General features: G+C 60.8%; 27 protein-coding genes and 4 tRNA genes. 8 read left to right on the top strand and 23 right to left on the bottom strand.

Annotation, left to right across the window (positions count from 1 at the left end):
- Positions 1-75 precede the first annotated feature (75 nt).
- A complete protein-coding gene (locus ACVWZP_RS00360; RefSeq protein WP_026140116.1) occupies positions 76-384 on the bottom strand; it encodes a hypothetical protein in 309 nt (102 codons plus the stop codon).
- A gap of 171 nt (positions 385-555) precedes the next feature.
- On the opposite strand from ACVWZP_RS00360, the gene ACVWZP_RS00355 reads away from it, so the two are divergent.
- Positions 556-768, top strand: coding sequence for a hypothetical protein (locus ACVWZP_RS00355; protein ID WP_017847671.1), 213 nt, complete (start codon positions 556-558; stop codon positions 766-768).
- A gap of 33 nt (positions 769-801) precedes the next feature.
- Here ACVWZP_RS00355 and ACVWZP_RS00350 read toward each other — a convergent pair whose 3' ends face one another.
- From ACVWZP_RS00350 to ACVWZP_RS00320, 7 genes are read right to left on the bottom strand one after another with little or no spacing between them, the layout of a single operon-like run.
- A complete protein-coding gene (locus ACVWZP_RS00350) occupies positions 802-1,830 on the bottom strand; it encodes a nucleoside hydrolase (RefSeq protein ID WP_046382653.1) in 1,029 nt (342 codons plus the stop codon).
- Between the two features lie 26 nt (positions 1,831-1,856).
- The gene (rbsD, locus tag ACVWZP_RS00345; RefSeq protein ID WP_457369268.1) at positions 1,857-2,261 is read right to left on the bottom strand and encodes a D-ribose pyranase; all 405 of its coding nucleotides are present in this window, start codon (positions 2,259-2,261) and stop codon (positions 1,857-1,859) included.
- Entirely contained in the window at positions 2,258-3,175 is a 918-nt protein-coding gene (rbsK, locus tag ACVWZP_RS00340) for a ribokinase (protein ID WP_457369267.1), read from the bottom strand. Before rbsK ends, rbsD begins: the two co-directional genes overlap by 4 nt.
- Positions 3,176-3,198: 23 nt before the next feature.
- Positions 3,199-4,221, bottom strand: a complete 1,023-nt coding sequence (locus ACVWZP_RS00335; RefSeq protein WP_046486747.1) for a LacI family DNA-binding transcriptional regulator — start codon at positions 4,219-4,221, stop codon at positions 3,199-3,201.
- 3 nt (positions 4,222-4,224) lie between these two features.
- Positions 4,225-5,202, bottom strand: a complete 978-nt coding sequence (locus ACVWZP_RS00330; RefSeq protein WP_046382649.1) for an ABC transporter permease — start codon at positions 5,200-5,202, stop codon at positions 4,225-4,227.
- Positions 5,199-6,752, bottom strand: coding sequence for a sugar ABC transporter ATP-binding protein (locus ACVWZP_RS00325; RefSeq protein WP_128192428.1), 1,554 nt, complete (start codon positions 6,750-6,752; stop codon positions 5,199-5,201). Before ACVWZP_RS00325 ends, ACVWZP_RS00330 begins: the two co-directional genes overlap by 4 nt.
- A gap of 57 nt (positions 6,753-6,809) precedes the next feature.
- Positions 6,810-7,769, bottom strand: a complete 960-nt coding sequence (locus ACVWZP_RS00320) for a sugar ABC transporter substrate-binding protein (protein ID WP_026140120.1) — start codon at positions 7,767-7,769, stop codon at positions 6,810-6,812.
- Between the two features lie 563 nt (positions 7,770-8,332).
- Here ACVWZP_RS00320 and ACVWZP_RS00315 point away from each other — a divergent pair.
- The 3 genes from ACVWZP_RS00315 to ACVWZP_RS00305 all read left to right on the top strand — a co-directional run bounded on the left by ACVWZP_RS00315 (position 8,333) and on the right by ACVWZP_RS00305 (position 10,560).
- Positions 8,333-9,421 carry an asparaginase gene (locus ACVWZP_RS00315; protein WP_017847679.1) on the top strand — a complete coding sequence of 363 codons (1,089 nt, stop codon included), beginning with the start codon at positions 8,333-8,335 and terminating at the stop codon, positions 9,419-9,421.
- A 190-nt stretch (positions 9,422-9,611) separates the two neighbouring features.
- Positions 9,612-9,863: a DUF1654 domain-containing protein gene (locus ACVWZP_RS00310; protein WP_017847680.1), complete on the top strand. Its 252-nt coding sequence runs from the start codon at positions 9,612-9,614 to the stop codon at positions 9,861-9,863.
- A gap of 4 nt (positions 9,864-9,867) precedes the next feature.
- Positions 9,868-10,560, top strand: a complete 693-nt coding sequence (locus tag ACVWZP_RS00305; protein ID WP_017847681.1) for an endonuclease — start codon at positions 9,868-9,870, stop codon at positions 10,558-10,560.
- Positions 10,561-10,603: 43 nt separating this feature from the next.
- On the opposite strand, the gene ACVWZP_RS00300 is transcribed toward ACVWZP_RS00305, so the two are convergent.
- Entirely contained in the window at positions 10,604-10,984 is a 381-nt protein-coding gene (locus ACVWZP_RS00300) for a hypothetical protein (RefSeq protein ID WP_026140121.1), read from the bottom strand.
- A 247-nt stretch (positions 10,985-11,231) separates the two neighbouring features.
- Here ACVWZP_RS00300 and csrA point away from each other — a divergent pair, with 247 nt between their 5' ends.
- From csrA to ACVWZP_RS00285, 3 genes are all read left to right on the top strand, one after another.
- Positions 11,232-11,426, top strand: a complete 195-nt coding sequence (gene csrA, locus ACVWZP_RS00295) for a carbon storage regulator CsrA (protein WP_003192511.1) — start codon at positions 11,232-11,234, stop codon at positions 11,424-11,426.
- Between the two features lie 211 nt (positions 11,427-11,637).
- The gene (locus ACVWZP_RS00290) at positions 11,638-11,901 is read left to right on the top strand and encodes a hypothetical protein (protein ID WP_046382646.1); all 264 of its coding nucleotides are present in this window, start codon (positions 11,638-11,640) and stop codon (positions 11,899-11,901) included.
- 95 nt (positions 11,902-11,996) lie between these two features.
- Positions 11,997-12,293 carry a hypothetical protein gene (locus tag ACVWZP_RS00285; protein ID WP_017847684.1) on the top strand — a complete coding sequence of 99 codons (297 nt, stop codon included), beginning with the start codon at positions 11,997-11,999 and terminating at the stop codon, positions 12,291-12,293.
- 19 nt (positions 12,294-12,312) lie between these two features.
- Here ACVWZP_RS00285 and ACVWZP_RS00280 read toward each other — a convergent pair whose 3' ends face one another.
- Both ACVWZP_RS00280 and ACVWZP_RS00275 read right to left on the bottom strand, forming a co-directional pair.
- Positions 12,313-12,990, bottom strand: coding sequence for an HAD family hydrolase (locus ACVWZP_RS00280; protein ID WP_017847685.1), 678 nt, complete (start codon positions 12,988-12,990; stop codon positions 12,313-12,315).
- Between the two features lie 542 nt (positions 12,991-13,532).
- Positions 13,533-13,609 (bottom strand) — tRNA-Val (locus ACVWZP_RS00275).
- Between the two features lie 184 nt (positions 13,610-13,793).
- Here ACVWZP_RS00275 and ACVWZP_RS00270 point away from each other — a divergent pair.
- Entirely contained in the window at positions 13,794-15,077 is a 1,284-nt protein-coding gene (locus ACVWZP_RS00270; protein ID WP_017847687.1) for an NAD(P)/FAD-dependent oxidoreductase, read from the top strand.
- A 224-nt stretch (positions 15,078-15,301) separates the two neighbouring features.
- On the opposite strand, the gene ACVWZP_RS00265 is transcribed toward ACVWZP_RS00270, so the two are convergent.
- The 12 genes from ACVWZP_RS00265 to truA all read right to left on the bottom strand — a co-directional run bounded on the left by ACVWZP_RS00265 (position 15,302) and on the right by truA (position 24,841).
- Positions 15,302-15,378 (bottom strand) — tRNA-Asp (locus ACVWZP_RS00265).
- 105 nt (positions 15,379-15,483) lie between these two features.
- Positions 15,484-15,560, bottom strand: a tRNA-Asp gene (locus tag ACVWZP_RS00260).
- Positions 15,561-15,615: 55 nt separating this feature from the next.
- A tRNA-Val gene (locus ACVWZP_RS00255) sits at positions 15,616-15,691 on the bottom strand.
- A 107-nt stretch (positions 15,692-15,798) separates the two neighbouring features.
- A complete protein-coding gene (locus tag ACVWZP_RS00250) occupies positions 15,799-16,563 on the bottom strand; it encodes an SDR family oxidoreductase (RefSeq protein ID WP_457369266.1) in 765 nt (254 codons plus the stop codon).
- Between the two features lie 11 nt (positions 16,564-16,574).
- Positions 16,575-17,786, bottom strand: coding sequence for an O-succinylhomoserine sulfhydrylase (locus ACVWZP_RS00245; protein ID WP_017847689.1), 1,212 nt, complete (start codon positions 17,784-17,786; stop codon positions 16,575-16,577).
- A gap of 65 nt (positions 17,787-17,851) precedes the next feature.
- Positions 17,852-19,357: an amidophosphoribosyltransferase gene (purF, locus tag ACVWZP_RS00240; RefSeq protein WP_017847690.1), complete on the bottom strand. Its 1,506-nt coding sequence runs from the start codon at positions 19,355-19,357 to the stop codon at positions 17,852-17,854.
- A gap of 41 nt (positions 19,358-19,398) precedes the next feature.
- The gene (locus tag ACVWZP_RS00235; RefSeq protein WP_026140123.1) at positions 19,399-19,956 is read right to left on the bottom strand and encodes a CvpA family protein; all 558 of its coding nucleotides are present in this window, start codon (positions 19,954-19,956) and stop codon (positions 19,399-19,401) included.
- Between the two features lie 257 nt (positions 19,957-20,213).
- Positions 20,214-20,867, bottom strand: coding sequence for an SPOR domain-containing protein (locus ACVWZP_RS00230; RefSeq protein WP_169864893.1), 654 nt, complete (start codon positions 20,865-20,867; stop codon positions 20,214-20,216).
- On the bottom strand, positions 20,851-22,158 hold the full coding sequence (gene folC, locus ACVWZP_RS00225; protein ID WP_057005682.1) for a bifunctional tetrahydrofolate synthase/dihydrofolate synthase: 1,308 nt from the start codon (positions 22,156-22,158) through the stop codon (positions 20,851-20,853). Before folC ends, ACVWZP_RS00230 begins: the two co-directional genes overlap by 17 nt.
- Positions 22,155-23,075: an acetyl-CoA carboxylase, carboxyltransferase subunit beta gene (gene accD, locus ACVWZP_RS00220; protein ID WP_046382640.1), complete on the bottom strand. Its 921-nt coding sequence runs from the start codon at positions 23,073-23,075 to the stop codon at positions 22,155-22,157. The genes folC and accD overlap by 4 nt, the downstream gene beginning before the upstream one ends.
- Positions 23,076-23,319: 244 nt before the next feature.
- Entirely contained in the window at positions 23,320-23,952 is a 633-nt protein-coding gene (locus tag ACVWZP_RS00215; RefSeq protein WP_126589558.1) for a phosphoribosylanthranilate isomerase, read from the bottom strand.
- Positions 23,953-24,016: 64 nt separating this feature from the next.
- On the bottom strand, positions 24,017-24,841 hold the full coding sequence (truA, locus tag ACVWZP_RS00210) for a tRNA pseudouridine(38-40) synthase TruA (RefSeq protein WP_046382638.1): 825 nt from the start codon (positions 24,839-24,841) through the stop codon (positions 24,017-24,019).
- Between the last annotated feature and the right edge of the window lie 126 nt (positions 24,842-24,967).

The raw sequence follows: 24,967 nt of genomic DNA, 5'->3' as shown, positions 1-24,967 counted from the left end.
AAATCGCCTGCTGGCAAGTCTGCCTGACTCAGGGCAGGCATTCGCCCGATCAATCGTCACCAGATATGAACGAATTCAGTAGATGTCGATGTAGTCAAACGGTGGCTTTGGCCAGTTCTGTTTCAAGGCATTGAAAATCTGTGTGACCCAGACCTCATCGCTGGCGGCCACGTTTCCGACGTAACCGGAGCCCTTGGCCCAGGTTTCCAGGCGAAACAGCAACCCATCGATATCGACGCCGCCGACGGCCTTGCCGGAGGAGATGTAGGCAATACCTGCCCTGGTGACTCGCAATTGAGTGTGTTCATCGTCACTGGCACTGGCAAGCAGTTGGCGCACGGCGGCCAGTGTCAGGTTCTCGGGGTTGTTCAAGTCGATCTGCACGCGGTGTTCCCCGGTCATTAAAACAGGCTGACAGTGTCGCACACTGCTTGCCTCATTTCGAAATACCTCATGCATAAGTAGCAGTGCCAAACGCCGTACAAAATGCTTAACTGCCGACGTAAGAACCGCGTTTTAGCGCATCACCCCGTACTTCCAGCTCGTGAGACACCCATGACCACCGTAACGCTCCAAGCCGACATCAAAGCCAAGTGGCCCCAAGGGCAGAGTTCCTACAGCCCCGGAAGCCCGGAAGAATTGGCGATCATCGGTATCGACCTGTTGGTCAAGGAGTTGGGCACCCAGGCCGCGCAAGCGTTCATTGGCCAGGTTTTCGAGAAATACCCGGCCGATCACATGGGCGCACACAACCCCGGGCGCGATTAAGCACCGGCCGGCGAGCGCCGACCGGCAATCACCTTACTTCAGGCGCGCCAGGCGCTCGGTCAACAGATCGAAAAAGCCCTGGGCGTCGCCATTCTCAACCCAGAACACATTCTTTTCCTGCTTCAGGCCGTCATACCAATCGACGATGGTCTGGCCAAAGGTCGGCCCTTCGCGGCTGTCCACCACCATATTGGCCTGACGCCCGCTGAACAACGAAGGTTTGAGCAGATACGCGATGACTGTGGCGTCATGCACCGGGCCGCCAGGAATGCCGTAGTGCTCCATATCGCCTTTGACGTATTCATTGAGAATATCGCCGACGACTTTGCTCGCGTTGTTGTTGATGTCGGCGATCTTCTTCAGGCGCGCTTCACTGGTCAGCACCTTGTGGGTCACGTCCAACGGCAGATAGGTCAGCTTGACGCCACTCTTGAGCACAATCTCGGCTGCGACCGGGTCGGCGAACAGGTTGAACTCGGCCACCGGCGTGATATTGCCGCCGTTGAAGTGCGCGCCGCCCATCACCACCACTTCCTTGATGCCCTGGGTGATCTCAGGCGCCTGGGTCAGCGCCAACGCCAGGTTGGTCTGCGGGCCAAGCATGGCGATGGTGATGCTGTGCGGCTTGGCGGTGCTCAGCGTCTTGATCAGGTAATCAACGGCATTGCCTTCGGCCAGGGCCTTTTTCGGCTCATGTACGGCGACACCGGAGATGCCTTCCTTGCCATGGATATTTTCGGCGTAGATCGGCGTGCGCAGCAGCGGTTTCGGCGCGCCCGCGTACACCGGGATGTCCTCTCGCCCTGCCCACTCACGAGCCAGGCGCGCGTTACGCGAGGTCTTGTCCAGGCGCACATTGCCGGCGACGGTGGTCAGCGCCCGAATGTTCAACTCCTCCGGGGAGGCCATGGCAAACAGCAAGGCCACTACATCGTCGGCACCTGGGTCGGTGTCGATGATCAGGTCGATTTTTTCCGCCGCTTGGGCGCTCACTGCGGTGAGTGCGGACAAAAGCAAAACACTCCGGAACAGATTTCTCAGGGTTGGAAGATTACGCGGCATGAAACACTCCTTGTCGTTGGGGAACTCTAGAACGTGACGCCGGACACCAGTGCGATATTGCAATAAGGCTGGCACTCGCCCGTGCGGACAATGGCACGCGCGCTGCGGCTCAGTTGCTTGAATGCGTCATGACTGAGCAGACGCCGCTCGCCGAGCTCCGCCTGGTCGGTCAGGGCATTGAGCGCGCTGAGCGCCGGCGGTTGCTTGAGCAGGATTTCTTCGGCCAGCACGTGGCTTTCCACCTGCATTTCGCTGAGCACAATGCGCAAGGTGCTGATGAAGTCGGGAATGCCCTGGGTCAGGGCCAAGTCGATCAACTCGACGCCCGGCGGCACGGGCAGGCCCGCATCACCGATAACCAGGATGTCGCCATGCCCGAGGGAGGCGATCAGGCGTGACAGGGCGATATTGAGCAGCGGTGTCTTTTTCATGAGGGCACAAAACCTTGAACGTCGTGCAGCGTAGGAATGGAGGGTTGCGCGCCGGCGCGGGTGACTGACAGCGCGGCTGCCACCTGACCAAAACGAATCGCCTCGGCTTCGCTTTTGCCATGGGCCAGCGCTGCGGCAAAACCGCCGACGAACGTGTCGCCGGCAGCCGTGGTGTCCACCGCCTTGACGTTGGGCGCTGCCAGGTGCTCAACACGGTTGCCATCGCTGAACAGCGCGCCCTGAGCGCCGAGGGTGATGATCACTTTAGCGGCGCCGGCCTTGATCAACTGCGCCGCGGCGAGCTTGGCGCTGTCCAGGGAGTCCACCGTCACGCCGCTCAGGGCGGTGGCTTCGCTTTCGTTGGGGATCAGGTAATCGATCGAGGCATACCACTGCGCCGGCAAAGGACCGCTGGCCGGGGCCGGATTGAGGATCACCGTCTTGCCCAGTTCACGCCCGCGCTTGAGCGCATACCCGACGGTCTCCAGCGGCACTTCAAGCTGACAGACGATTACGTCGGCGGCCTGCAATACCGCATCGGCCGCCTGCAACGAAGCGGGCGTCAGCTCACCGTTACTGCCGGCAACGATCACGATCGCGTTCTGGCTGCTGTCGTCCACCACAATCAACGCCACACCGCTGGAACCGTCGACACGGCTCACAGCCTGGCAATCGATGCCTTCGACCAGCAACGCATCGCGCAATTGGACGCCGTAGGCGTCAGAGCCGACGCAGCCGATCATCGCCACCTCAGCCCCCAGCCGCGCCGATGCGACGGCCTGGTTCGCGCCCTTGCCACCGGGGACGGTGGAGAACGATTGGCCGATCAGGGTTTCACCGGCGCGGGGCAACCGGCAGGCGCGGGTGACCAGGTCCATGTTCAAGCTGCCTACTACCACTACTTTTGCTGGCATACATCAGTACTCATCAATTCGGTTCAGCGGTATTGGGCGAACACACCGGCAAGTGGCGCCGTCGACTCACGCAAGACAATACTCGGCGTCACGATGCGTTGATCGATCGGCAGTTGGGGGGTCGCAATTCGTCGCAGTAACAACTCGGCCGCCGTCTCGCCCAATTGCACGATCGACTGCCCGACCGTGGTCAGCGCCGGGTACACGTAGCGGCCCATTTGGATGTCATCGAAGCCGATCACCGACAATTCGCTCGGCACGCGGATGTTGCGCTCGGCTGCCGCACGCAACACGCCGAAACCGATCATGTCGTTGCTGGCGAAAATCGCGCTCGGCGGGTTTTCCGACAGCAACTTCACTGCCGCGGCATAACCGCCGGTGCTGGTGAAGTCGCTTTCCAGGGTGCGATTGGCGGCAACGTCGATACCCGCCTCGCGCAAAGCGCGGTGATACCCCGCCAGACGCATTTGTGCCACACGGGTATGGCCAGGGCCGCCGATGCAGGCGATGTCCCGATGGCCCAGTTCAAGTAAATGCCGGGTCGCCAGGTAGGCGCCCTGCTCGTGATCTATACGCACCAGGTCGACATCAATACCGTCCAGCGCCCGGTCGACAATCACCATGGGCGTGCGGACCGCGCTCAAGCCCGCGGCCAGGCCGCTGTCGTCGCCGCCCACCGAGGTCACGATCAAGCCATCGACGCGCTTCTCCAGCAACACTCGCAAATAGCTGCGTTGCTTTTCGGCGTTGTCGTCGGAGTTGCAGAGGATCACGCAATAGCCATTACGCTCGCAGTAATCCTCGATCCCCCGGGCCAGCTCGGCGAAATACGGGTTGAGGCTGTTGGGCACAAGCAGGCCGATGGTGGCGGTGGTCTTGGCCTTGAGCGAACGCGCCACGGCGCTGGGCACATAGTCCAGTTGCTTGATCGCCGCTTCCACCTTGAGGCGCACCGGCTCGCTGACCGGGCGCGTCTTGTTCACCACATGCGACACGGTGGTGTAGGAAATACCTGCAAGGGCTGCCACATCCTTAATCGTCGCCATGGTTCAGCCCCGCCGACTGGCGCGTTGACTGCGGTAGGTATCGAGGACCACGGCAATCACAATCACGGCCCCGGTGATGATGCGCTTGGTGGGTTCGGTGGCACCGATCTGCGCCAGGCCAGCCGCCAATACCGAAATAATCAACACACCGAAGAACGTACTGATCACCGAGCCGCGCCCGCCCATCAGGCTGGTGCCGCCGATCACCACGGCCGCGATCACTTGCAGTTCCAGGCCGGACCCGGCGTTCGGGTCTGCCGCCTCCAGGCGCGATATCTGGAACAGCGCCGCAACACCCGCCAGCAGGCCCATCAGGCTGAACACCAGGATCTTGTAAGGTTTGGGATTGATCCCAGCCAGACGCACGGCTTCTTCATTGGTACCGATACCGATCAAGTAACGGCCGAATACCGTGCGAGTCAACACCAGTTGGGCGACGACGATCACCAGCAAAGCGATGATGAACGAAGGCGAAATCCCGAAGGCGATCGGATTGGACAGCCAGGCAAAGGAGTCACCGATATAAGCCGTGCGCGAGCCGGTCATCTGGTACGCCACGCCGCGTGCCATTTCCAGTACGCCAAGGGACACGATAAACGACGGAATCCGCCAGGCCACGGTGATCGAGCCGGTGATGGTGCCGGCCAGCGCGGCGCAGCCCATGCCGAGCACGGCGGCCGGCAACACGCTCCAACCCCAGCCGAGAATCGCCACGCTGACCGCCGACGCCGCCAGGGCCAGCACCGAGCCCACCGACAGGTCGATACCGCCGATGATCAGGATGAAGGTCATGCCCACCGCCAGCACCATCAGGTCCGGGATCTGGTTGGCCAGGGTGCTGAAGGTGTCGTAGGACAAGAAGTGATCGCTGAGCACCGAAAACAGCGCAATCATCGCCAGCAACGCACCCGCCAGCCCCAGGTAGGTGCCCAGGCCGTAAAAATTGCCGCCCGCTTTACCGGGGGAAGTTGTTGTTTTCATTGGGCATCCCTAAGCGCTGCGTCATTGAGCAGCGCGTCACGTTTCTGATAGCCGGCGAAGGCGGCGGCAAGCAATTCATCCTGGGTCCAGCGGTCGCGCTCGAAGGTCTCGATCAACCGCCCGGCAGACAGCACGCCGATGCGGTCACAGATCAACATCAGCTCGCGCAGGTCGCTGGACACCACCACCAGTGCTTTGCCCTGGCGGGTCAACTCGCCGAGCAAGGCGTAAATGTCGAACTTGGCCCCCACGTCGATGCCACGGGTCGGCTCATCGAACAGCATCACCGAGCAGTCGCGCTCCAGCCAGCGGCCAATCACGACTTTCTGCTGATTACCGCCGGACAATTCGGACACCAACTGCGCCGGACTGGAACTGCGGATACGCATGGCGTCGATCTGACGCTTGGCCAGGGCGGTTTCGTCGCGACTATTTACCACACCGCCGCCGGAAATTTCCGGCATGTTGCCCAAGGCGATATTCGCGCTGATGGATTGCGTCAGCAGCAGACCTTCGCCCTTGCGGTCTTCGGTGATCAAGGCGATGCCGTGGCCCACTGCGTCGACCGGCGAGCGAATGCTCACCACTTGGGCTGGCGCCCCCAGGGCAATGGTGCCGCTGTCGGCCAGGTCGGCACCGAAGATCAGGCGCAGCAATTCCGTGCGGCCGGCGCCGATCAGGCCGGAGATGCCATAGATCTCGCCGGCACGCACTTCAAAGGAGACGTCGCGGACCTTGTCCGCACGGGTCAGCCCTTTCACCGTCAAGGCCGGGCCGCCGATGGTACGGGGCCCCAGGTCAATGTGCTCGCCCAGCTCGCGGCCGACCATCAAGGTCACCAGTTGCTCGCTGTTGTAATTGGCCATCGGCTCGACGCAGACCAGTTTGCCGTCACGCAGTACTGCAATGCGTTGGGCGACACGGGCCAACTCTTCGAGCCGGTGCGAAATATAAATGATCGCCACGCCCCGGGCCTGCAGGCGGGTGATTTGCTCAAACAGCATCTCGACTTCACGGGCGGTCAACATAGCCGTGGGCTCGTCGAGAATCAGCACATGGCAGTCGCCGATCAGGTTGCGGGCGATCTCGACCATTTGCTGATGGCCAATACCCAGGCTGCCGACCAGGGTGTCCGGGTCGATCGCATCCAGGCCGACCTGCGCCATCGCTTCGATCGCCGCGCTACGCAGCTGCTTACGGCTGATCCAGCCACAGTGGCTGGGCAAGTTGTCCAGGAACAGGTTTTCGGCCACGGTCAGCGTCGGCAGCAGGTTGAGTTCCTGCATGACCATCCGCACGCCCAGCTCTTCGGCCTGGGTGCGACTGCCGGGGCGGTAGTCCTGACCGTTGAATTGCATGTGCCCGGCGGTCGGTGTGACCAGCCCGCCGATAATCTTCGACAAGGTACTTTTGCCTGCGCCGTTTTCACCGGTCAGCGCCAGCACTTCCCCGCGATTGAGCGTCAAGGTGATGTCGGACAGAACCGGCTGGGCATAAGTCTTACCGATACCGCTGACCGAGAGGACAGCGTTCGGGGCGGAAGATGACATAGGAAAATCTCCAGGCGTCCGCTCAGGGTGAGCGGACGCTGTTGGGTGCAGCCGGGATTACTTCTTGAGGACGAGTTCGACCGGGGTTTCGATCACGCCGTCTTGAGCGTCGACCTTCTCACCCTTGACCAGCTTGAGCGCGTTCTGGATACCGAACACGGCCTGCTGTGCGGCGGCCTGGTCGGCGGTCGCCAGGACACGGCCGTCCTGCAGCATCGGCTTGATCGCGGCGATGTTGTCGTAGCCTACGACCAGAACCTTGCCGGCTTTGCCTGCCGCACGCACGGCCGAGACGGCGCCCAGGGCCATGTTGTCGTTACCGGCCAACAGCGCCTTGAGGTCGGGGTATTCGCTCAGCATCGCAGAGGCGACCTTCTGGCCCTGGTCGATTTCCCAGTTGCCCGATTGGGTGGAGACGATCTTCATGCCGGCCGCGTCCATCGCATCCTTGTAGCCTGCGGTGCGCTGCTGCGCGTTGGTAGTGGTCGGTACGCCTTCGATGATGCCGACCTTGTCACCCGCGGCCAGTTGCTTGGCCAGGTAATCACCCACCAGCTTGGAGCCTTTGCGGTTGTCCGGGCCGACGAAGGGAATATCGAGGTTTTTGCTTTTCAGCACGCCCGGGTCCAGGCGGTTATCGATGTTGACGACCTTGATGCCGGCATCGGAGGCTTTTTTCAGCACGGTGACCAGTGCCTTGGAGTCAGCCGGTGCGATGACGATGGCGTTCACTTTGGCGAGGATCATCTGGTTGACGATATCGATCTGCGCGCTGGTATCGGTTTCGTTCTTGATACCGTTGGTGATCATGTCGAAATCAGCGGCGTGGGACTTCTGGTAGTCCTTCGCGCCCTCTTGCATGGTGACGAAGAATTCATTGGCAAGGGATTTCATCACCAGGCCGACCTTGGGTTTGGCGGCGGTGTCGGCGGCGAATGCAGAAGAGAGAGGCAGAGCAGCGGATGCGGCGGCAAGCACAGCGACAGCAAGAAGACGTCCAGCGAATGGCAGCTTCATGGGTTCACTCCGATCTTATGATTATTGGGAGCAACGCTTGCACCGAAGAACACTTCGGCAGCCCACCCACCCGGGCGACTGATACGAGCTTTCAAGACGTTCAGGGCGTACCCGCGAAACATCTCGCAAACGTTTGCGTTAAACAAACTATGAGAACCTTGCCAGGATTTGTCAACGGAAGAAAACCGCCCTCCACCCAAGCCCTCTAGCGCCTGCGTTCCAGCCTGTCTCGCGGGGTTATTAAACATCACCGTCGCCGGATCGTTCTCTAAAACGACAGGCAGTGCCGCCGATGTCATACGCCTCCGGCGACTATCCCGTCATTATTTTCGGACAACCGAACGCAACAGCCACGCTTTGTTCGGAAAGCCGGACAAGTGCATGGACAAACCGTCTTAAAGATAAATTTAATTTGTTTTAAATCAATACTTTAGACAATAAACACGGAAGTGTTCAGGCTGGTACAAATCCTGCTCCCTTCCTGCACCTCGAGGCGTTCAGAACCGCCCGAGCGCTCTAGATGAACTTGCTACCGCACTCATCAAAAACCAGAGAGAAAAATAATGAAATCTGCACTGAAGACCTTTGTTCCGGGCGCACTCGCCCTCCTGCTGCTGTTCCCCGTTGCCGCTCAGGCAAAAGAAGTCGAAACCAAAGCCAAACTCTCCAACGTGGTGATCCTCGCCACCGGCGGCACCATTGCCGGCGCTGGCGCCAGCACCGCTAACAGCGCCACCTACCAGGCAGCCAAAGTCGGCATCGAGCAATTGATCGCCGGTGTTCCCGAGCTTAGCCAGATCGCCAATGTGCGCGGCGAGCAAGTCATGCAAATTGCCTCCGAAAGCATCAATAACGAAAACCTGCTGCAATTGGGTCGCCGCGTCGCCGAACTGGCTGACAGCAAGGACGTCGACGGCATCGTGATCACCCACGGCACCGATACCCTGGAAGAAACCGCTTACTTCCTGAACCTGGTGGAAAAAACCGACAAACCCATCATTGTTGTCGGCTCGATGCGCCCAGGTACCGCCATGTCGGCAGACGGCATGCTCAACCTGTACAACGCCGTCGCCGTCGCCGGCAGCAAGGATGCCCGCGGCAAGGGCGTGCTGGTGACCATGAACGACGAGATCCAGTCGGGTCGCGACGTGAGCAAGATGGTCAACATCAAGACCGAAGCGTTCAAGAGCCCATGGGGCCCGTTGGGCATGGTGGTTGAAGGCAAATCCTACTGGTTCCGCCTGCCGGCCAAGCGTCACACCATGGACTCCGAGTTCGACATCAAGACCATCAAGAGCCTGCCCGACGTCGAAATTGCCTACGGCTACGGCAACGTAAGCGACACTGCCGCCAAAGCCCTGGCCCAGGCCGGCGCCAAAGCCATCATCTTTGCAGGCACCGGCAACGGTTCGGTGTCCTCCAAGGTCGTCCCGGCCCTGCAGGAACTGCGCAAGCAAGGCGTGCAGATCATTCGCTCGTCCCACGTGAATGCCGGCGGTTTCGTGCTGCGCAACGCCGAACAGCCTGACGACAAGTACGACTGGGTGGCTGCCCACGACCTGAACCCACAGAAAGCGCGGATTCTGGCAATGGTTGGCCTGACCAAGACCCAGGACAGCAAAGAGCTGCAACGGATGTTCTGGGAATACTGATTCCTGGTAACACCTGTGCAGGGGCGGATTCGCCCGCCCCTGCTTCCCCGCAAAACCCTCGCTACATATCTCCCCGCCCTACATCAATTCGCTTGAATCACTGTCAGACGAGCTTGTTGAATTTTAAGCAGTTGCGAAATCGCCTACAGTTAAATACTGTATGCACGTACAGCTTACTAAGGAATACTCCGTGGCAAAGTCCTCTTCCGCAGCGCCAACCCCGCCTGATGCTTACGAACGCCTGGCCCTTCGTGTGCAAAAGATCATCAATTCGACCAACGCCCAGAAAGCCAAGGCAGCCTTGATCTTCCGCCTGCCGGATGAACCGGAGGACGAATGGCAACGTCTGCTGGAGGAAATTGCGGAGAACGACAACGTCACACTCGCCTACCGGGACGACGGTGGCGTGCAGATTTTCTGGGTTGTGCCGAAGGAAGATTGATTCAATGAGTGTCCGTTTTACTGCTGTGTTTTTGTGCCTGTTTTTTGCCGTCGCCGCCCACGCCCAAGCGCCCCGAACGTTCAGCGAAGCCAAGAAAATCGCCTGGAAACTCTACGCACCACAATCCACCGAGTTCTATTGCGGCTGCAAATACACGGGCAACCGCGTAGACCTGAAAGCCTGCGGCTACATCCCACGCAAAAACGCCAGCCGCGCCGCGCGCATCGAGTGGGAACATATCGTGCCGGCCTGGCAGATCGGGCATCAGCGCCAGTGCTGGCAGAATGGCGGGCGCAAGAACTGTACGCGGTATGACGACGTGTTCAAACGTGCCGAAGCCGACCTGCACAACCTCGTGCCGAGCATCGGCGAGGTCAATGGCGACCGGAACAACTTCAGTTTTGGCTGGCTGCCGGTGCAAAGCGGGCAGTACGGTTCATGCCTGACCCAGGTCGACTTCAAGGCCAAGAAGGTCATGCCGCGTCCGTCCATTCGCGGGATGATCGCACGGACGTATTTTTACATGAGTAAACAATACGGCTTGCGCCTGTCGAAACAGGATCGCCAACTGTACGAAGCCTGGAACAAGACCTATCCGGTGCAGACCTGGGAGCGCCAACGCAATCAGACGGTAGCCTGCGTGATGGGGCGCGGCAACGAGTTCGTCGGCCCGGTGAATCTGAAAGCCTGCAACTGAAACCGAGCGGGAAAAATCGGTATTTTCCCGCCCAATCGGCCGGTTACTGCGCGACCTTGTGTTCGATGATCTGCGACTCGGTGTCGTTTTTCTTGGCACGGGCAAGTTTTTCCGTCAGCAAGGCCTGTTTGGCTTCAGCCTCGGCCCTGGTTTGGAATGGCCCCAACAGCACCACATCCTTGCCGTCTTCCTTCACGATATAAAAATTGAAACCATGCTCCAGCAACCAGGCGGTCAGGTCGGTGATCGCCTGCAGCTTGTGATCCGGCGGACCCACGCGCAGGTCCCACTCCTGAGCGGCAATCGCACCGGTTTGCGGCTGGCTTTCAGTCACGGCGGGCTTGGCCCTGGGCTCTTCGACACGCTTGCCTTCACCGCAACCGGCCAATGCCAACACCGCCATTGCCATCGCTACTTTACGCACTGCCCTGCTCCTTTAAGGATAAAGAGGCAACTTTATCATCCACTGTCTATTCTGGCCGTCATAAACGTTGGGTTAAACAATGCGAATCATGTATCGCAGACCTGTATGATGACGCCATGGGAATTAATGTCGCCTCTATGCGTCCTAAAAGAGGCAGTCACAGGGAAGCGCTTAGCAGTAAGCTACACACATCCGACACCTGCCCTGTCTGAAACATGTGTCCTTAAAAGTAATCAAGGAGAAGTCCATGCTGATACTCACCCGTAAAGTTGGTGAAAGCATAAACATCGGTGATGACATTACGATCACCATCCTGGGCGTCAGCGGCCAGCAAGTACGAATCGGCATCAATGCACCGAAGGATGTTGCCGTGCATCGCGAGGAAATCTACCAGCGCATCCAGGCCGGCCTGACGGCGCCGGACAAAAACCAGACGCCTTGAAGCGCCTTCAGTAGCCAGCCTTTTCGTTCACGGTCACGGCTGGCGAAAACCCTATTGGCCTGCTCGCGTTCTTTTCGCGTTCAGCGTATCCGGCCCTTTCATCGTCGCTAAAAAGATGAAACTGTCATTACGCCCGGAACTTGTTACATGATTTGCAGCCGAACCTCGTGAGAACCTCTTCCGCCATACGAGTGCACTCAGGAGCACATCGATGAGGCCTAGCACGAAGCGACCTTTTGCCGCCCGTTCCTGGATGATCGCCCTGTTCATCGGGCTCGTCTTTGCAGGATTGGAATGCGGCTTGAGGTTCGAAATCAAAGACATCTACGTCACCGATGTACCGTCATGGCTGGACTTGACGCTGTTGCTCGGCGGCTACCTGTTTGTGTTCTGCCTCAAGCCGATCCAGAAAACCGTCCAGCGCAAAATGTGCCAGCGCGCAGCTCCCGGCGAACACCGGAGAACTACCCACTGACGGCTGATGCCTGGCTATCAGATCGCCGGTATTTACAGCCCTGCAGCAGCACCTATGCTTGGCCTTGCACGGTCGGCTGAAAGGCGTTGAAGCAGATGGACACCCTGAGCAAATCCCAAATCGAATCTGCACTGGCATCGCGCTTGCCCAGCTATAAGGTCGTCTGCACATTACATGCTGACGGCACCCTCTCAGCCATTCTCAGCGGCCCGAACACCGACCACTTCGCAATCACCGGCATCGTGCGCGCACACTATCGCGGCGAAGAAGCGATTGCCCGACTTGCCAATGAGATACTCAGAGAGATGGTGCTGTCGCGCCAGGGCGTGAAAAATTATCCTTTGCACACGCCCGGCGCCCCAGGCACGTGTGAAGAAGGCCACGGCCGATAGAACGCGCGCCCTGCTCCTCTCACTCCATTCGGCGCTCGACGCGCAGCAGGCCTTCAGCGTCGCGCCGCACCTGAAACTGCTCATACCCGTCGATCCAGGCATGCGCAGTCACCATGGGTGTCAGGTGCGTCGAGGTCACGACCATCACATCCGCGCCCGCCGCCTCCCCCGCTCGGATCCCCACCGTCGCATCTTCGAATACCAGGCAGTCCTGGGCCGCGACACCCAGACGTTGCGCACCCAGCCTATAGCAGGCGGGATCCGGCTTGCCGTTGGCGACATCCTCGGCCGTCACCCACACCGCCGGCGGACTGATGCCCGCCGCCTGTAGGCGCCGTAGCGCCAACTCCCTGGGGGCGGACGTCACCAACGCCCATTGATCGCTGGGCACATCATTCAAGAACGCAACAGCACCGGGAATCGCCACCACACCCTCGACATCATTCAGCTCGGCCTCGGTGATCCATTGCGCCTCAGCCTCAGGATCGACCCCAGGCAACGCCTGACGCCTGATCGTATCGATCGCCCGCGCGCCATGAATGGTGGTCAGGAACGCCGCCACATCCAGGCCATGACGTTCAGCCCAGATACTCCACACCCGTTCGGCAGCCGCAATGGAGTTGAGCAAGGTGCCATCCATATCGAACAGGAAGGCGCGATAACGCTGGGCAAATACGGCTGAACCGGGGATGGGCACGGTGTGGCTTCCTCGCAGGCGACGACAAAAATAGACTCGAGGCAATCTACGGATCACCTCGACGCTTGTAAACGCCAACAGCGCTCACGCGACGCATCCCCGGCGCTACAGCGGCAGAGCCCAGGGCGGGGCGACGTGTTTCGAGTGGTTTTTTCCAAGGCGGGAGAATTGTTGCTGCAGACCGACAAACCGTGTGAGCAATCGCCTTGTGTCGGCCCGGCGTGAAGATTCTCATTCAGCCACTACACTCAACAAAGCAACCGCACGTTCTGTGCATCGTTCAGGGCAAGATTGCCGACAAAGAGGCTAGCCACTATGTACGCCGGACAAACGCATATGGAAACGTTCAATGGCGAAATTCTCGGCCAGATGCTCGTCCAGATCATCTGTCTGCTAGCGGTGGCTCAGCTTTTCTTCTGATCGCCCGCTTCACCGTCCGCCGCGAACGGGGCGTGGCGAAACTGCGCGCAAATTTCAGGCAACAAAAAAGGGCCCACCTTTCGGTGAGCCCTTCCAGACCGCCCAGCAGAGCGGATTTTGTTTGGTAGGCGCGATTGGACTCGAACCAACGACCCCCACCATGTCAAGGTGGTGCTCTAACCAACTGAGCTACGTGCCTGCTGTGAGGCGGCATTCTACGGAATTCCGGAGGGCTGTCAACATCTTTTTTGCAGCTAACCCTATGAATATGCGAATTTTTTATTTTCGGCCCGTACACCCGTATTTTTCGGGCGGCTGGCAGGCGATTTTCAACTCAGGTAGGATCGGGGCACTCGTAAAAAATATAAAACAGAGGTTCCAGGATGGCGAACACCCCCTACCCCCAGTCGTATTACGCCGCGTCGGCGAATGCGGCTCCGCCTCGCCCAGTGCTGCAAGGTGAAGTCGAAACCGATGTGTGCGTGATCGGTGCTGGCTACACCGGGCTCTCCAGCGCGCTGTTTCTGCTGGAGAACGGTTTTCGCGTGACAGTCCTGGAGGCGGCCAAGGTAGGGTTTGGCGCGTCTGGCCGCAACGGCGGGCAGATCGTCAACAGCTACAGCCGCGATATCGATGTGATCGAGCGCAGCGTCGGGCCGAAGCAGGCGCAGTTGCTGGGACAGATGGCGTTCGAGGGCGGCAGGATCATTCGTGAGCGGATCGCCAAGTACCAGATTCAGTGCGATCTGAAGGACGGTGGAGTATTCGCCGCGCTGAACAGCAAGCACATGGGTCACCTGGAGTCGCAGAAGCGCTTGTGGGAGCGTTATGGCCATACGCAGCTGGAGTTGCTGGACGAGCGGCGCATCCGCGAGGTGGTGGCCTGTGACAATTACGTCGGCGGCCTGCTGGACATGAGCGGCGGACATATCCACCCGCTCAACCTGGCGCTGGGCGAAGCAGCAGCCGTAGAGTCCCTCGGCGGCACGATTTATGAGCAGTCAGCCGCATTGCGCATCGAGCGCGGCGCCAACCCAGTGGTACACACCGCCGAGGGCAAGGTCAGGGCGAAGTTCATCATCGTCGCCGGCAATGCCTACCTGGGGAACCTGGTGCCGGAATTGGCGGCCAAATCGATGCCGTGCGGCACGCAGGTGATCACCACCGCACCGCTGGGGGACGAGCTGGCCAAAACGCTATTGCCACAGGACTACTGCGTCGAAGATTGCAACTACCTGCTCGACTACTACCGCCTGACCAGTGACAAACGCCTGATCTTCGGCGGTGGCGTGGTCTATGGCGCGCGGGACCCGGCCAATATCGAAGCAATCATCCGCCCGAAGATGCTCAAGGCCTTCCCGCAGCTCAAGGATGTGAAGATTGACTACGCCTGGACCGGCAATTTCCTGCTGACCCTGTCGCGCTTGCCGCAAGTCGGTCGCCTGGGCGACAACATCTATTACTCCCAAGGCTGCAGCGGCCACGGCGTGACGTACACGCACCTGGCGGGCAAGGTACTGGCAGAGGCCCTTCGAGGCCAGGCAGAGCGTTTTGACGCGTTTGCCGACCTGCCGCACTACCCGTTCCCCGGCGGGCAACTGTTGCGCACGCCGTTTGCCGCGATGGGCGCCTGGTATTACGGGCTACGGGATAAGCTGGGGTTCTGATGGGAAGGCTTGCCTGGGATGCTGGCACGGCGCACTCAGCCGACGCCATCACAGGCAAGCTTGCGTCCACAGAGGCTGAGGTAGCTTGCCGACACGCGCTGATCAATGCTGAATCGCAGACACAAAAAACCCCGGTCTTTCGACCAGGGTCTTTGCTATCGGGTCAAAGGCAGCCAACGGCTTTCTTTGTGCTGCAAGGCGTTCAGTGGGCCTTGAAGCAGATATGGCGCAGCGGACGGGACTCGAACCCGCGACCCCCGGCGTGACAGGCCGGTATTCTAACCGACTGAACTACCGCTGCGTATCGCTTGACCGGCCGAGCGTAAACCCTCGACCGTCTTTAAACATCTGGCTGATCAGCCTTGGCTGTTCAACCTCAAGCCCGACGAATCGAACCTGGAAAATATGGCGCAGCGGACGGGACTCGAACCCGCGACCCCCGGCGTGACAGGCCGGTATTCTAACCGACTGAACTACCGCTGCGCGTCGGTGCAACCTTTAACGTTGCGTCTTACCCTAGGGCAAAACTCTCAAGAAGTGGTGGGTGATGACGGGATCGAACCGCCGACCCTCTGCTTGTAAGGCAGATGCTCTCCCAGCTGAGCTAATCACCCTTTGCTTCGTTGAGGCCGCGAAATTTACGCAGATAGCGGACCTAAGTCAATAGCCTGCTTGAAGTTTTTCTGAAAAAGACAAAATAGTTTCAAGACGGCTACCCACCCTACTCGCTGTAAATCATCTTCTTGCTCATGCCGCCGTCCACCACAAACTCCTGGCCGGTGACGAACCCGGCCTGGCGCGACAGCAGCCATGCCACCAGCGCCGCCACGTCCTCCACCGTGCCAACCCTGCCCGTCGGATGCTGGGCGTGGTCGGCGTCGGTCAGCGGCTCTGCGCGACGGGCTGCCGGATCACGCGCATCGATCCAGCCAGGGCTGACGGCGTTGACCCGCACTTCCGGGCCAAGGCTCATCGCCAAGGCGTGTGTCAGGGCCAGCACGCCGCCCTTGCTCGCCGCGTAGGCTTCGGTGTCCGGCTCCGACTGCCGAGCCCGGGTCGAGGCCAGGTTGACGATCGCACCGCCATGGGCGCGCAGGTACGGCGCACAGTGCTTGGCCAACAGCATCGGGCCGCCGAGGTTCACCGCCAGCACGCGATTCCAGGAGGCCAGGTCAAGGCTTTCAAGGGTGATATTGCGCGGGTCGGCCACCGCCGCATTGCACACCAACGCATCCAGGCGCCCGAACTGCCCAAGCACTTCAGCGACGCCCTGGGCGACTTGCTTCTCGTCAGCCACGTCCATGGTGATAAACCAGGCGTTCTCGCCGAGCACCTTGGAGACCTTGGAGCCGCGCTCGCGGTCCAGGTCGGCCAACACCACCTGCCAGCCTTCGCTGATCAGCCACGCCGCGATCCCCAGGCCAATGCCCCGGGCAGCGCCCGTCACCAGCGCGACGCGGCCGTTACCGCCCGCAGCCGCTTCCATGGACCACTCGATCACAAGGCCGCCAGCCCACGGGCCAGATCAGCCTGCAAGTCAGCGACGTCTTCAAGCCCCACCGCAACACGGATCAGGCTGTCGCGAATACCCGCCGCTTCCCGCTCCTGCGGCGCCAGGCGGCCGTGGGACGTGGTGCCGGGATGGGTAATGGTGGTCTTGCTGTCACCCAGGTTGGCGGTGATCGAGATCAGGCGCGTCGCGTCGATAAAGCGCCAGGCGCCCTCTTTGCCGCCTTTCACTTCAAAACTCACCACCGCACCGAAGCCGCGCTGCTGGCGCTGGGCCAATGCGTGCTGCGGATGGCTCTTGAGGCCGGCGTAGTGAACCTTCTCGATACCGTCCTGCTGCTCCAGCCACTCGGCCAGGGCCTGGGCATTGGCACAATGGGCTTTCATCCGCAGGCTGAGAGTCTCCAGGCCCTTGAGGAAGATCCATGCATTGAACGGGCTCAGGGTCGGGCCGGCCGTGCGCAGGAAACCCACCACTTCTTTCATCTGCTCGCTACGCCCCGCCACCACACCACCCATGCAACGGCCTTGGCCGTCGATGAACTTGGTCGCCGAATGCACGACAACATCCGCACCCAGCTTCAACGGCTGTTGCAACGCCGGCGTGCAGAAGCAGTTGTCGACCACCAGCATGGCGCCTTTGGCATGCGCGACTTGCGACAGCGCGGCGATGTCTACCAACTCGGCCAGCGGGTTGGACGGCGACTCGACGAACAGCAGCTTGGTATTGGCTTTGATTGCCGCATCCCAGCCGGAAAGATCCGCCAAAGGCACGTAGTCCACTTCGATACCGAAGCGCTTGAAATACTTCTCAAACAGGCTGATGGTCGAACCGAACACGCTGCGCGACACCAGCACATGGTCGCCGGCGCTGCACAAGCTCATGACCACCGCCAGGATCGCCGCCATGCCGGTCGCCGTGGCGACCGCCTGCTCAGCGCCTTCCAGTGCGGCGATACGCTCTTCGAACGCGCGCACGGTCGGGTTGGTGTAACGGGAATAGACGTTGCCCGGCACTTCACCGGCAAAACGCGCAGCGGCGTCGGCAGCGGTGCGGAACACATAGCTGGAGGTGAAGAACATCGGATCACCGTGCTCGCCTTCCGGCGTGCGGTGCTGACCGGCGCGCACAGCCAGGGTATCGAAAGCTACGCCATCGAGGTCGCTGTCCAACCGACCGGCATCCCATTCCTGACTCATGCTGCGACTCCTTACTCAATGCTTTGTTTAAGATACAAAACCGGCCCCTCAGGGCCGGTGTTCACTCAATTGTTGTACAGATCGATGATCGCACTGACCGCCTGGGTCTTGATCTTCGACGAGTCGTTACGCGCCTGCTCGATCTTGTTCAGGTAAGCCTCATCGACATCACCGGTCACGTATTTGCCGTCGAACACCGCGCAGTCGAACTGCTCGATCTTGATCTTGCCACCGCCGACCGCTTCGATCAGGTCGGAAAGGTCCTGATAGATCAGCCAATCGGCGCCGATCAGATCGGCTACGTCCTGGGTCGTGCGGTTGTGGGCGATCAGCTCGTGGGCGCTCGGCATGTCGATGCCGTACACGTTCGGGTAACGCACGGCAGGCGCGGCGGAGCAGAAGTACACGTTCTTCGCGCCAGCTTCGCGGGCCATCTGGATGATCTGCTTGCAGGTGGTGCCACGCACGATGGAGTCATCCACCAGCATCACATTCTTGCCGCGGAATTCCAGTTCGATGGCATTGAGCTTCTGGCGTACCGACTTCTTGCGCGCCGCCTGGCCAGGCATGATGAACGTGCGGCCGATGTAGCGGTTCTTGACGAAGCCTTCACGGAACTTGACGCCCAAGTGGTTGGCCAGCTCCAGCGCAGCGGTACGGCTGGTGTCCGGGATCGGGATCACCACGTCGATATCGTGCTGAGGGCGCTCGCGCAGGATCTTGTCGGCCAGCTTCTCGCCCATGCGCAGGCGCGCCTTGTACACCGAAACGCCGTCGATGATCGAATCCGGACGCGCCAGGTAGACGTGTTCGAAGATGCACGGGGTGAGTTTCGGCGCAACAGCGCACTGGCGGGTGTGCAACTTGCCATCTTCGGTGATGTACACCGCTTCGCCCGGTGCCAGGTCGCGGATCAGGGTGAAGCCCAGCACGTCCAGGGACACGCTTTCGGAGGCGATCATGTACTCGACGCCTTCATCGGTGTGACGCTGACCGAACACGATCGGGCGGATGCCGTGCGGGTCACGGAAACCGACGATGCCATAACCGGTGACCATCGCCACTACCGCGTAACCACCGACGCAACGGTTATGCACGTCGGTGACGGCGGCGAACACATCTTCTTCGGTCGGCTGCAGCTTGCCGCGCTGGGCCAGCTCGTGCGCGAACACGTTGAGCAGCACTTCCGAGTCAGAGTTGGTGTTGACGTGGCGCAGGTCAGATTCGTAAATCTCCTTGGCCAGCTGTTCAACGTTGGTCAGGTTACCGTTATGCGCCAGGGTGATGCCGTAAGGCGAGTTGACGTAAAACGGTTGAGCTTCGGCCGAGGTCGAGCTACCGGCAGTCGGGTAACGCACATGGCCAATGCCCATGTGCCCGACGAGGCGCTGCATGTGACGCTGATGGAACACGTCACGTACCAGACCATTGTCCTTGCGCAGGAATAACCGGCCGTCGTGGCTGGTCACAATACCGGCAGCGTCCTGGCCGCGGTGCTGGAGGACGGTTAGCGCGTCATACAGCGCCTGATTGACGTTCGACTTACCGACGATACCGACGATGCCACACATGCGACGCAACCCCTACTTAATGAATCTTGACTGAACACTGCTTACTGAGGCGTTTTGGCCGGTAAGAGGTGCTCCTTGAACGGAAGATCAGCGGGTACGCTGATCCCGCTGGCCAGCCACTGACTGCTCCACCCCAAAATGAGGTTCTTGGACCAATCTGCAACCAATAGAAATTTTGGCACGAGTACCGACTCCTGCCACCACGAATCCTGCTGTACTGGCCCCAGGCTCAACAGCCCGACCGCCACGACCACCAGCAACGCACCACGCGCAGCGCCGAAGGCCATGCCGAGAAATCGATCGGTCCCGGAGAGGCCGGTGACACGTATCAACTCGCCAATAAGATAATTGACCATTGCTCCCACCAGCAGCGTGGCGATGAACATGATGGCGCAGCCCGCGATGACGCGAGCCGAAGGTGTCTCGATGTACCCGCTCAAGTAGACCGACAGCGAACCGCCGAACATCCAGGCGACGACTCCTGCAATGATCCAGGTCAGCAACGACAGTGCTTCTTTTACGAAGCCGCGGCTTAGACTGATCAAAGCGGAGATGGCGACGATTGCGACGATCGCCCAATCAACCCAGGTAAATGGCACGGTGCAGCCTACAGACGGATAAGGCGGCGCATTTTAGCAGAGCGCCGGGCTATCGGTAAGCTGTGATTGCGGGTGCTTTGCAAAACAATAGTTTGTGACGAGTTAAGCGCATTTCAAGGCCCGCACAAAACCAAAGTGGGAGGGGGCTGGCTTCCGATGGCGGTGGGTCAGTCAGCACAACCGATACTGATCGACCGCCATCGGGGGCAAGCCCCCTCCCACACTTGACTGCATTCCAAGCTGAAAGCGGCGTGAACTCAGCCGCGTTCAGGCTGGAAACGCACCACAAAACCGTTGAGATTCTGCTGACGCCCCAACAAATCGCGCAGGCGGTCCGCCTCGGCACGCTCGATCAACGGCCCGATAAACACGCGGTTCTTGCCATCGGCGCTGCGGATGTAAGCGTTGTAGCCCTGACTGCGCAGTTTTTTCTGCAAGGCCTCGGCGCTTTCGCGATTGGCCAGGCTGGCCAACTGGATCGACCAACTGATCGGCAGGCCATTCGGGTCGATGCGGCTCTGACCCACGTCCGGTTTGCCCGGCGCGGCAGGCTGCGGCACGACCGGCTTGGGGGCAGGCGCTGGCGTGGCAGGCTTGGCAGCGACGGCAGGCGCCGGCTTGACCACAGGCACACTCGGCTGCACCGGCATCGAAGGGGCCGGCTGCGCGGCCAATTCCTCATCGGCCGGCACCGGCTCTTCTTCAGGCAATGCCTGCGGCTCAGGCACCACCACTGGCTCAACCTGCACCTGAGGCACGACCGGCGCCTGGGGCGCTGCCGGGGCCTCAACGACCACCTGGCGCTGTTCGTCCTGACGGGAAAACAGCATCGGCAGGAAAATCACCGCCAAGGCCACCAGCACCAGGGCACCGACCATCCGCTGCTTGTATGCGCTATCCAGTAATGCCATGTGCAGCTTCCTCCGTGGAGCGCCGGGCCAACCATTCGAGCGCCTCGGCAACACAATAAAATGACCCGAACAACAGAATCTCATCCTCGGGCGTGGCAACCGCACACTGCGCTTCAAGGGCCGCAGTGACACTTGCATACGACGCCACGCGCGCACCAAGGTTCTGCAAGGCCGCCTCAAGCTCGGCGGCCGGACGGCTACGCGGCGTGTCCAGGGGCGCCACGGCCCAGGCCTGGACATTCCCCAGCAACGGCGTCACTACGCCCTCCAGATCCTTGTCGGCCAGCAAGCCGAACACCGCCAGGCGGCGACCGACCGGCGCTATACGCGACAGGCGTTGCGCGAGGTATTCGGCGGCGTGGGGGTTGTGCCCCACATCCAGCAGCAGGTTCAGGCGCTTGCCCTGCCAATCGAAGGCACGGCGATCGAGACGCCCGACAATCCGCGTCGCCAGCAATGTACGAGCAATCTGCGCAGGATTCCACGGCAGATCCAATAGCAGATAGGCTTGCAGGGCGAGCGCGGCGTTTTCCATCGGCAGGTTCAGCAGCGGCAGGTCATGCAACGCCACGAGCTGGCCGCGCGCATCACGCCCGCGCCACTGCCAATGCTCAGCACCGACCTCAAGATTGAACTCACGCCCGCGCAGGAAGAATGGGCAATCCAGCTCCCGCACCCGGTCGAGCAACGTCTGCGGCGGGTCCAGGTCACCGCACAGCGCAGGCTTGCCCTGGCGGAAGATGCCGGCCTTTTCATAGGCCACGGATTCACGGGTATCGCCCAGGTAGTCGACATGGTCGACACCGATGCTGGTGACCAGCGCCAGGTCGGCATCCACCACGTTGACCGTATCCAGGCGCCCGCCCAGGCCCACTTCAAGCACGACCACGTCCAGGCGCGCCCGTTCGAACAGCCAGAACGCCGCCAGAGTGCCCATCTCGAAGTACGTCAGGGAAATCTCACCGCGCCCGGCATCGAGCGCGGCGAAGGCTTCGCAGAGCTGCTCGTCAGTGGCTTCCACACCATTGAGTTGCACCCGCTCGTTGTAGCGCAGCAGGTGCGGCGAGCTGTACACGCCGACCTTCAGGCCTTGGGCCTGCAGCAGCGCTGCGACAAAGGCACAGGTCGAGCCCTTGCCGTTGGTCCCCGTCACCGTGATCACTCGCGGCGCCGGGCGGCCCAACCCGAGGCGGGCCGCTACCTGTTGCGAGCGCTCCAGGCCCATGTCGATGGCGGACGGATGCAACTGCTCAAGGTAGGCGAGCCATTCGCCCAGGGTACGTTGGGTCATAGGTTTGCAGGCACCGGTGGCACGACGATCGGCTCAACCTTCGGCGCGATGTAGACCGGCGTCGGCAGGCCCATCATTTGCGCGAGCAGGCTACCCAGGCGTGGACGCAACTCGCCACGGGCGATGATCATGTCGATCGCACCGTGCTCCAGCAGGAATTCGCTGCGCTGGAAGCCTTCCGGCAGTTTTTCGCGAACGGTCTGCTCGATCACACGCGGGCCGGCAAAGCCGATCAGGGCCTTGGGCTCGCCGACGATCACGTCGCCCAGCATCGCCAGGCTGGCGGAAACACCGCCGTACACCGGATCGGTCAGCACGGAGATGAACGGAATGCCCTCTTCCCGCAGACGCGCCAGCACCGCGGAGGTCTTGGCCATTTGCATCAGGGAGATCAGGGCTTCCTGCATGCGCGCACCACCGGAGGCTGCGAAGCAGATCATCGGGCAGCGGTTTTCCAGGGCGTAGTTGGCGGCGCGCACGAAACGCTCGCCGACGATGGCACCCATGGAACCGCCCATGAAGGAGAACTCAAACGCCGACACCACGACCGGCATGCCCAGCAGCTTGCCGCTGACCGAAATCAGCGCGTCTTTCTCACCGGTCTGCTTCTGTGCAGCGGTCAGGCGGTCCTTGTACTTCTTGCCGTCACGGAACTTGAGGCGGTCAACCGGCTCGAGGTCCGCGCCCAGCTCGTTACGGCCGTCGGCGTCGAGGAAAATGTCGATGCGCGCGCGAGCGCCGATACGCATGTGGTGGTTGCACTTAGGGCAAACGTCCAGGGTCTTTTCCAGCTCCGGGCGGTACAACACCGCGTCGCAGGATGGGCATTTGTGCCACAGACCTTCAGGAACCGAGCTTTTTTTCACCTCGGAACGCATGATCGAAGGGATCAGTTTGTCTACTAACCAGTTGCTCATGCTTTCTTTCTCCAGTACCGGTGGCTTGAACACAGCCCCGCGTATGCCCTTGAGCTAAATTCATATGTGGCGATGACACATGCAGGACGGGGTCAGACGTTCGACCAGCCATTTCCCGCATGTTTCCTCAGCCTTCCAGACAACCTGCCCGTGCAGGGTTGCCACTTCATTTCCGGGCCTCCCGCAGGTGGCACCGGGCTGTTTTACACAGTGGTAGTTATGGACGGCGGCAGACTGCCAGCCGTCACATCACGCCATCGCTGTTGCGCACAGCCTGCATGAATGCGCGAATCTTGCCGTGGTCCTTGATGCCCTTGCCCTGCTCTACCCCACCGCTGACATCCACAGCATACGGCCGGACCTGCTCGATCGCCGCCGCGACATTGGCGGGGGTAAGCCCGCCGGCCAGGATGATCGGTTTGCTCAACCCCTCGGGGATCAGCGACCAATCGAAGGCTTCGCCGGTGCCGCCGGGTACGCCTTCGACGTAGGTGTCCAGCAGTATCCCGCGCGCGCCGGTGTAGGCGGCGCAAGCGCTGGCGATGTCATCCCCGGCCTTGACTCTCAACGCCTTGATATACGGACGCTGGTAGCTTTCGCATTCGTCAGGGCTTTCATCGCCGTGAAACTGCAACATGTCCAGTTGCACGGCATCCAGGGTTTCGTTGAGTTCGCAGCGGCTGGCATTGACGAACAAGCCCACGGTGGTCACGAACGGCGGCAGTGCGGCGATGATCGCCCGCGCCTGCAGCACATTCACCGCCCGCGGGCTCTTGGCATAAAACACGAAACCGATGGCATCCGCCCCCGCTTCGACTGCCGCCAGCGCGTCTTCTATGCGGGTAATCCCACAAATCTTGCTGCGAACGGCTGACATGTCGTGGAAACCTCAGGGGTTGAACCGAGAAAGTCCCGGATGGTAACAAAAGCTTTTCCGGGCGTCAGCCGCCAAGTTCGCTGAAACCTGTGAGGAAGTGTGGCCCGATGAAGCGCTGCGGCAGCTCGAACTCGTCGCGGTACTCCACTTCCACCAGATACAGGCCAAACGGATGCGCCGTGACGCCGCCGGTCCGCCGAATACGGCTTTCCAGTACTTCCCTGGCCCACTCCACCGGGCGCTCGCCGGTGCCGATGGTCATCAACACACCGGCAATGTTGCGCACCATATGGTGCAGGAACGCTCCGGCGCGGATATCCAGCACGATCATCTTGCCGTGACGCGTCACCCGCAAGTGATGGACTTCCTTGATCGGTGACTTGGCCTGGCACTGGCCGGCACGGAACGCGCTGAAATCGTGGACGCCAACCAGATGCTGCGCGGCTTCGGCCATGCGCTCGGCATCCAGCGGGCGGTGGTTCCAGGTGATTTCTTCGTTGAGGTGCGCCGGGCGGATCTGATCGTTGTAGATCACATAGCGGTAACGCCGGGCGATCGCCTTGAAGCGCGCATGAAAGTGCGCCGGCATGACCTTGGCCCAACTGACACTGACGTCATGGGGCAAATTGATATTAGCGCCCATCACCCACGCTTTCATCGAGCGCTCGGCCTGGGTGTCGAAGTGAACCACCTGGCCGCAGGCGTGGACGCCGGCGTCGGTACGCCCGGCGCACATCAGCGATACCGGCGAGTCGGCGACTCTGGACAGGGCCTTTTCCAGGGTTTCCTGCACCGTCAGCACGCCGGACGCCTGGCGCTGCCAGCCGCAATAGCGCGAACCTTTGTATTCCACGCCCAGGGCGATGCGGTAAAAGCCTGCAGCCGCCATTTCGGCAGCCGGGTTATCTATATTTGCCAAGAACTGAGAGCCTGATGAGTTGCGCAAAGGCGGGCATTATAAGGCGCTGCGCCCCAGACGCCATGTGTTTGGTACCGGCAATGCAAAACGGCGGCC

The sequence above is a fragment of the Pseudomonas sp. TE36184 genome (genome assembly GCF_054060055.1).
This window is presented reverse-complemented; position numbering and strand designations above follow the sequence as displayed.

What these genes read in the sequence shown, in the direction of transcription:
- ACVWZP_RS00355 (WP_017847671.1), top strand. Translation starts at nt 556, where the DNA reads ATGACCACCGTAACGCTCCAAGCCGACATCAAAGCCAAGTGGCCCCAA.
- ACVWZP_RS00350 (WP_046382653.1), bottom strand. Translation starts at nt 1,830, where the DNA reads ATGCCGCGTAATCTTCCAACCCTGAGAAATCTGTTCCGGAGTGTTTTG.
- rbsD (WP_457369268.1), bottom strand. Translation starts at nt 2,261, where the DNA reads ATGAAAAAGACACCGCTGCTCAATATCGCCCTGTCACGCCTGATCGCC.
- rbsK (WP_457369267.1), bottom strand. Translation starts at nt 3,175, where the DNA reads ATGCCAGCAAAAGTAGTGGTAGTAGGCAGCTTGAACATGGACCTGGTC.
- ACVWZP_RS00335 (WP_046486747.1), bottom strand. Translation starts at nt 4,221, where the DNA reads ATGGCGACGATTAAGGATGTGGCAGCCCTTGCAGGTATTTCCTACACC.
- ACVWZP_RS00330 (WP_046382649.1), bottom strand. Translation starts at nt 5,202, where the DNA reads ATGAAAACAACAACTTCCCCCGGTAAAGCGGGCGGCAATTTTTACGGC.
- ACVWZP_RS00325 (WP_128192428.1), bottom strand. Translation starts at nt 6,752, where the DNA reads ATGTCATCTTCCGCCCCGAACGCTGTCCTCTCGGTCAGCGGTATCGGT.
- ACVWZP_RS00320 (WP_026140120.1), bottom strand. Translation starts at nt 7,769, where the DNA reads ATGAAGCTGCCATTCGCTGGACGTCTTCTTGCTGTCGCTGTGCTTGCC.
- ACVWZP_RS00315 (WP_017847679.1), top strand. Translation starts at nt 8,333, where the DNA reads ATGAAATCTGCACTGAAGACCTTTGTTCCGGGCGCACTCGCCCTCCTG.
- ACVWZP_RS00305 (WP_017847681.1), top strand. Translation starts at nt 9,868, where the DNA reads ATGAGTGTCCGTTTTACTGCTGTGTTTTTGTGCCTGTTTTTTGCCGTC.
- csrA (WP_003192511.1), top strand. Translation starts at nt 11,232, where the DNA reads ATGCTGATACTCACCCGTAAAGTTGGTGAAAGCATAAACATCGGTGAT.
- ACVWZP_RS00290 (WP_046382646.1), top strand. Translation starts at nt 11,638, where the DNA reads ATGAGGCCTAGCACGAAGCGACCTTTTGCCGCCCGTTCCTGGATGATC.
- ACVWZP_RS00285 (WP_017847684.1), top strand. Translation starts at nt 11,997, where the DNA reads ATGGACACCCTGAGCAAATCCCAAATCGAATCTGCACTGGCATCGCGC.
- ACVWZP_RS00270 (WP_017847687.1), top strand. Translation starts at nt 13,794, where the DNA reads ATGGCGAACACCCCCTACCCCCAGTCGTATTACGCCGCGTCGGCGAAT.
- ACVWZP_RS00250 (WP_457369266.1), bottom strand. Translation starts at nt 16,563, where the DNA reads ATGGAAGCGGCTGCGGGCGGTAACGGCCGCGTCGCGCTGGTGACGGGC.
- ACVWZP_RS00245 (WP_017847689.1), bottom strand. Translation starts at nt 17,786, where the DNA reads ATGAGTCAGGAATGGGATGCCGGTCGGTTGGACAGCGACCTCGATGGC.
- purF (WP_017847690.1), bottom strand. Translation starts at nt 19,357, where the DNA reads ATGTGTGGCATCGTCGGTATCGTCGGTAAGTCGAACGTCAATCAGGCG.
- ACVWZP_RS00230 (WP_169864893.1), bottom strand. Translation starts at nt 20,867, where the DNA reads ATGGCATTACTGGATAGCGCATACAAGCAGCGGATGGTCGGTGCCCTG.
- folC (WP_057005682.1), bottom strand. Translation starts at nt 22,158, where the DNA reads ATGACCCAACGTACCCTGGGCGAATGGCTCGCCTACCTTGAGCAGTTG.
- accD (WP_046382640.1), bottom strand. Translation starts at nt 23,075, where the DNA reads ATGAGCAACTGGTTAGTAGACAAACTGATCCCTTCGATCATGCGTTCC.
- ACVWZP_RS00215 (WP_126589558.1), bottom strand. Translation starts at nt 23,952, where the DNA reads ATGTCAGCCGTTCGCAGCAAGATTTGTGGGATTACCCGCATAGAAGAC.
- truA (WP_046382638.1), bottom strand. Translation starts at nt 24,841, where the DNA reads ATGGCGGCTGCAGGCTTTTACCGCATCGCCCTGGGCGTGGAATACAAA.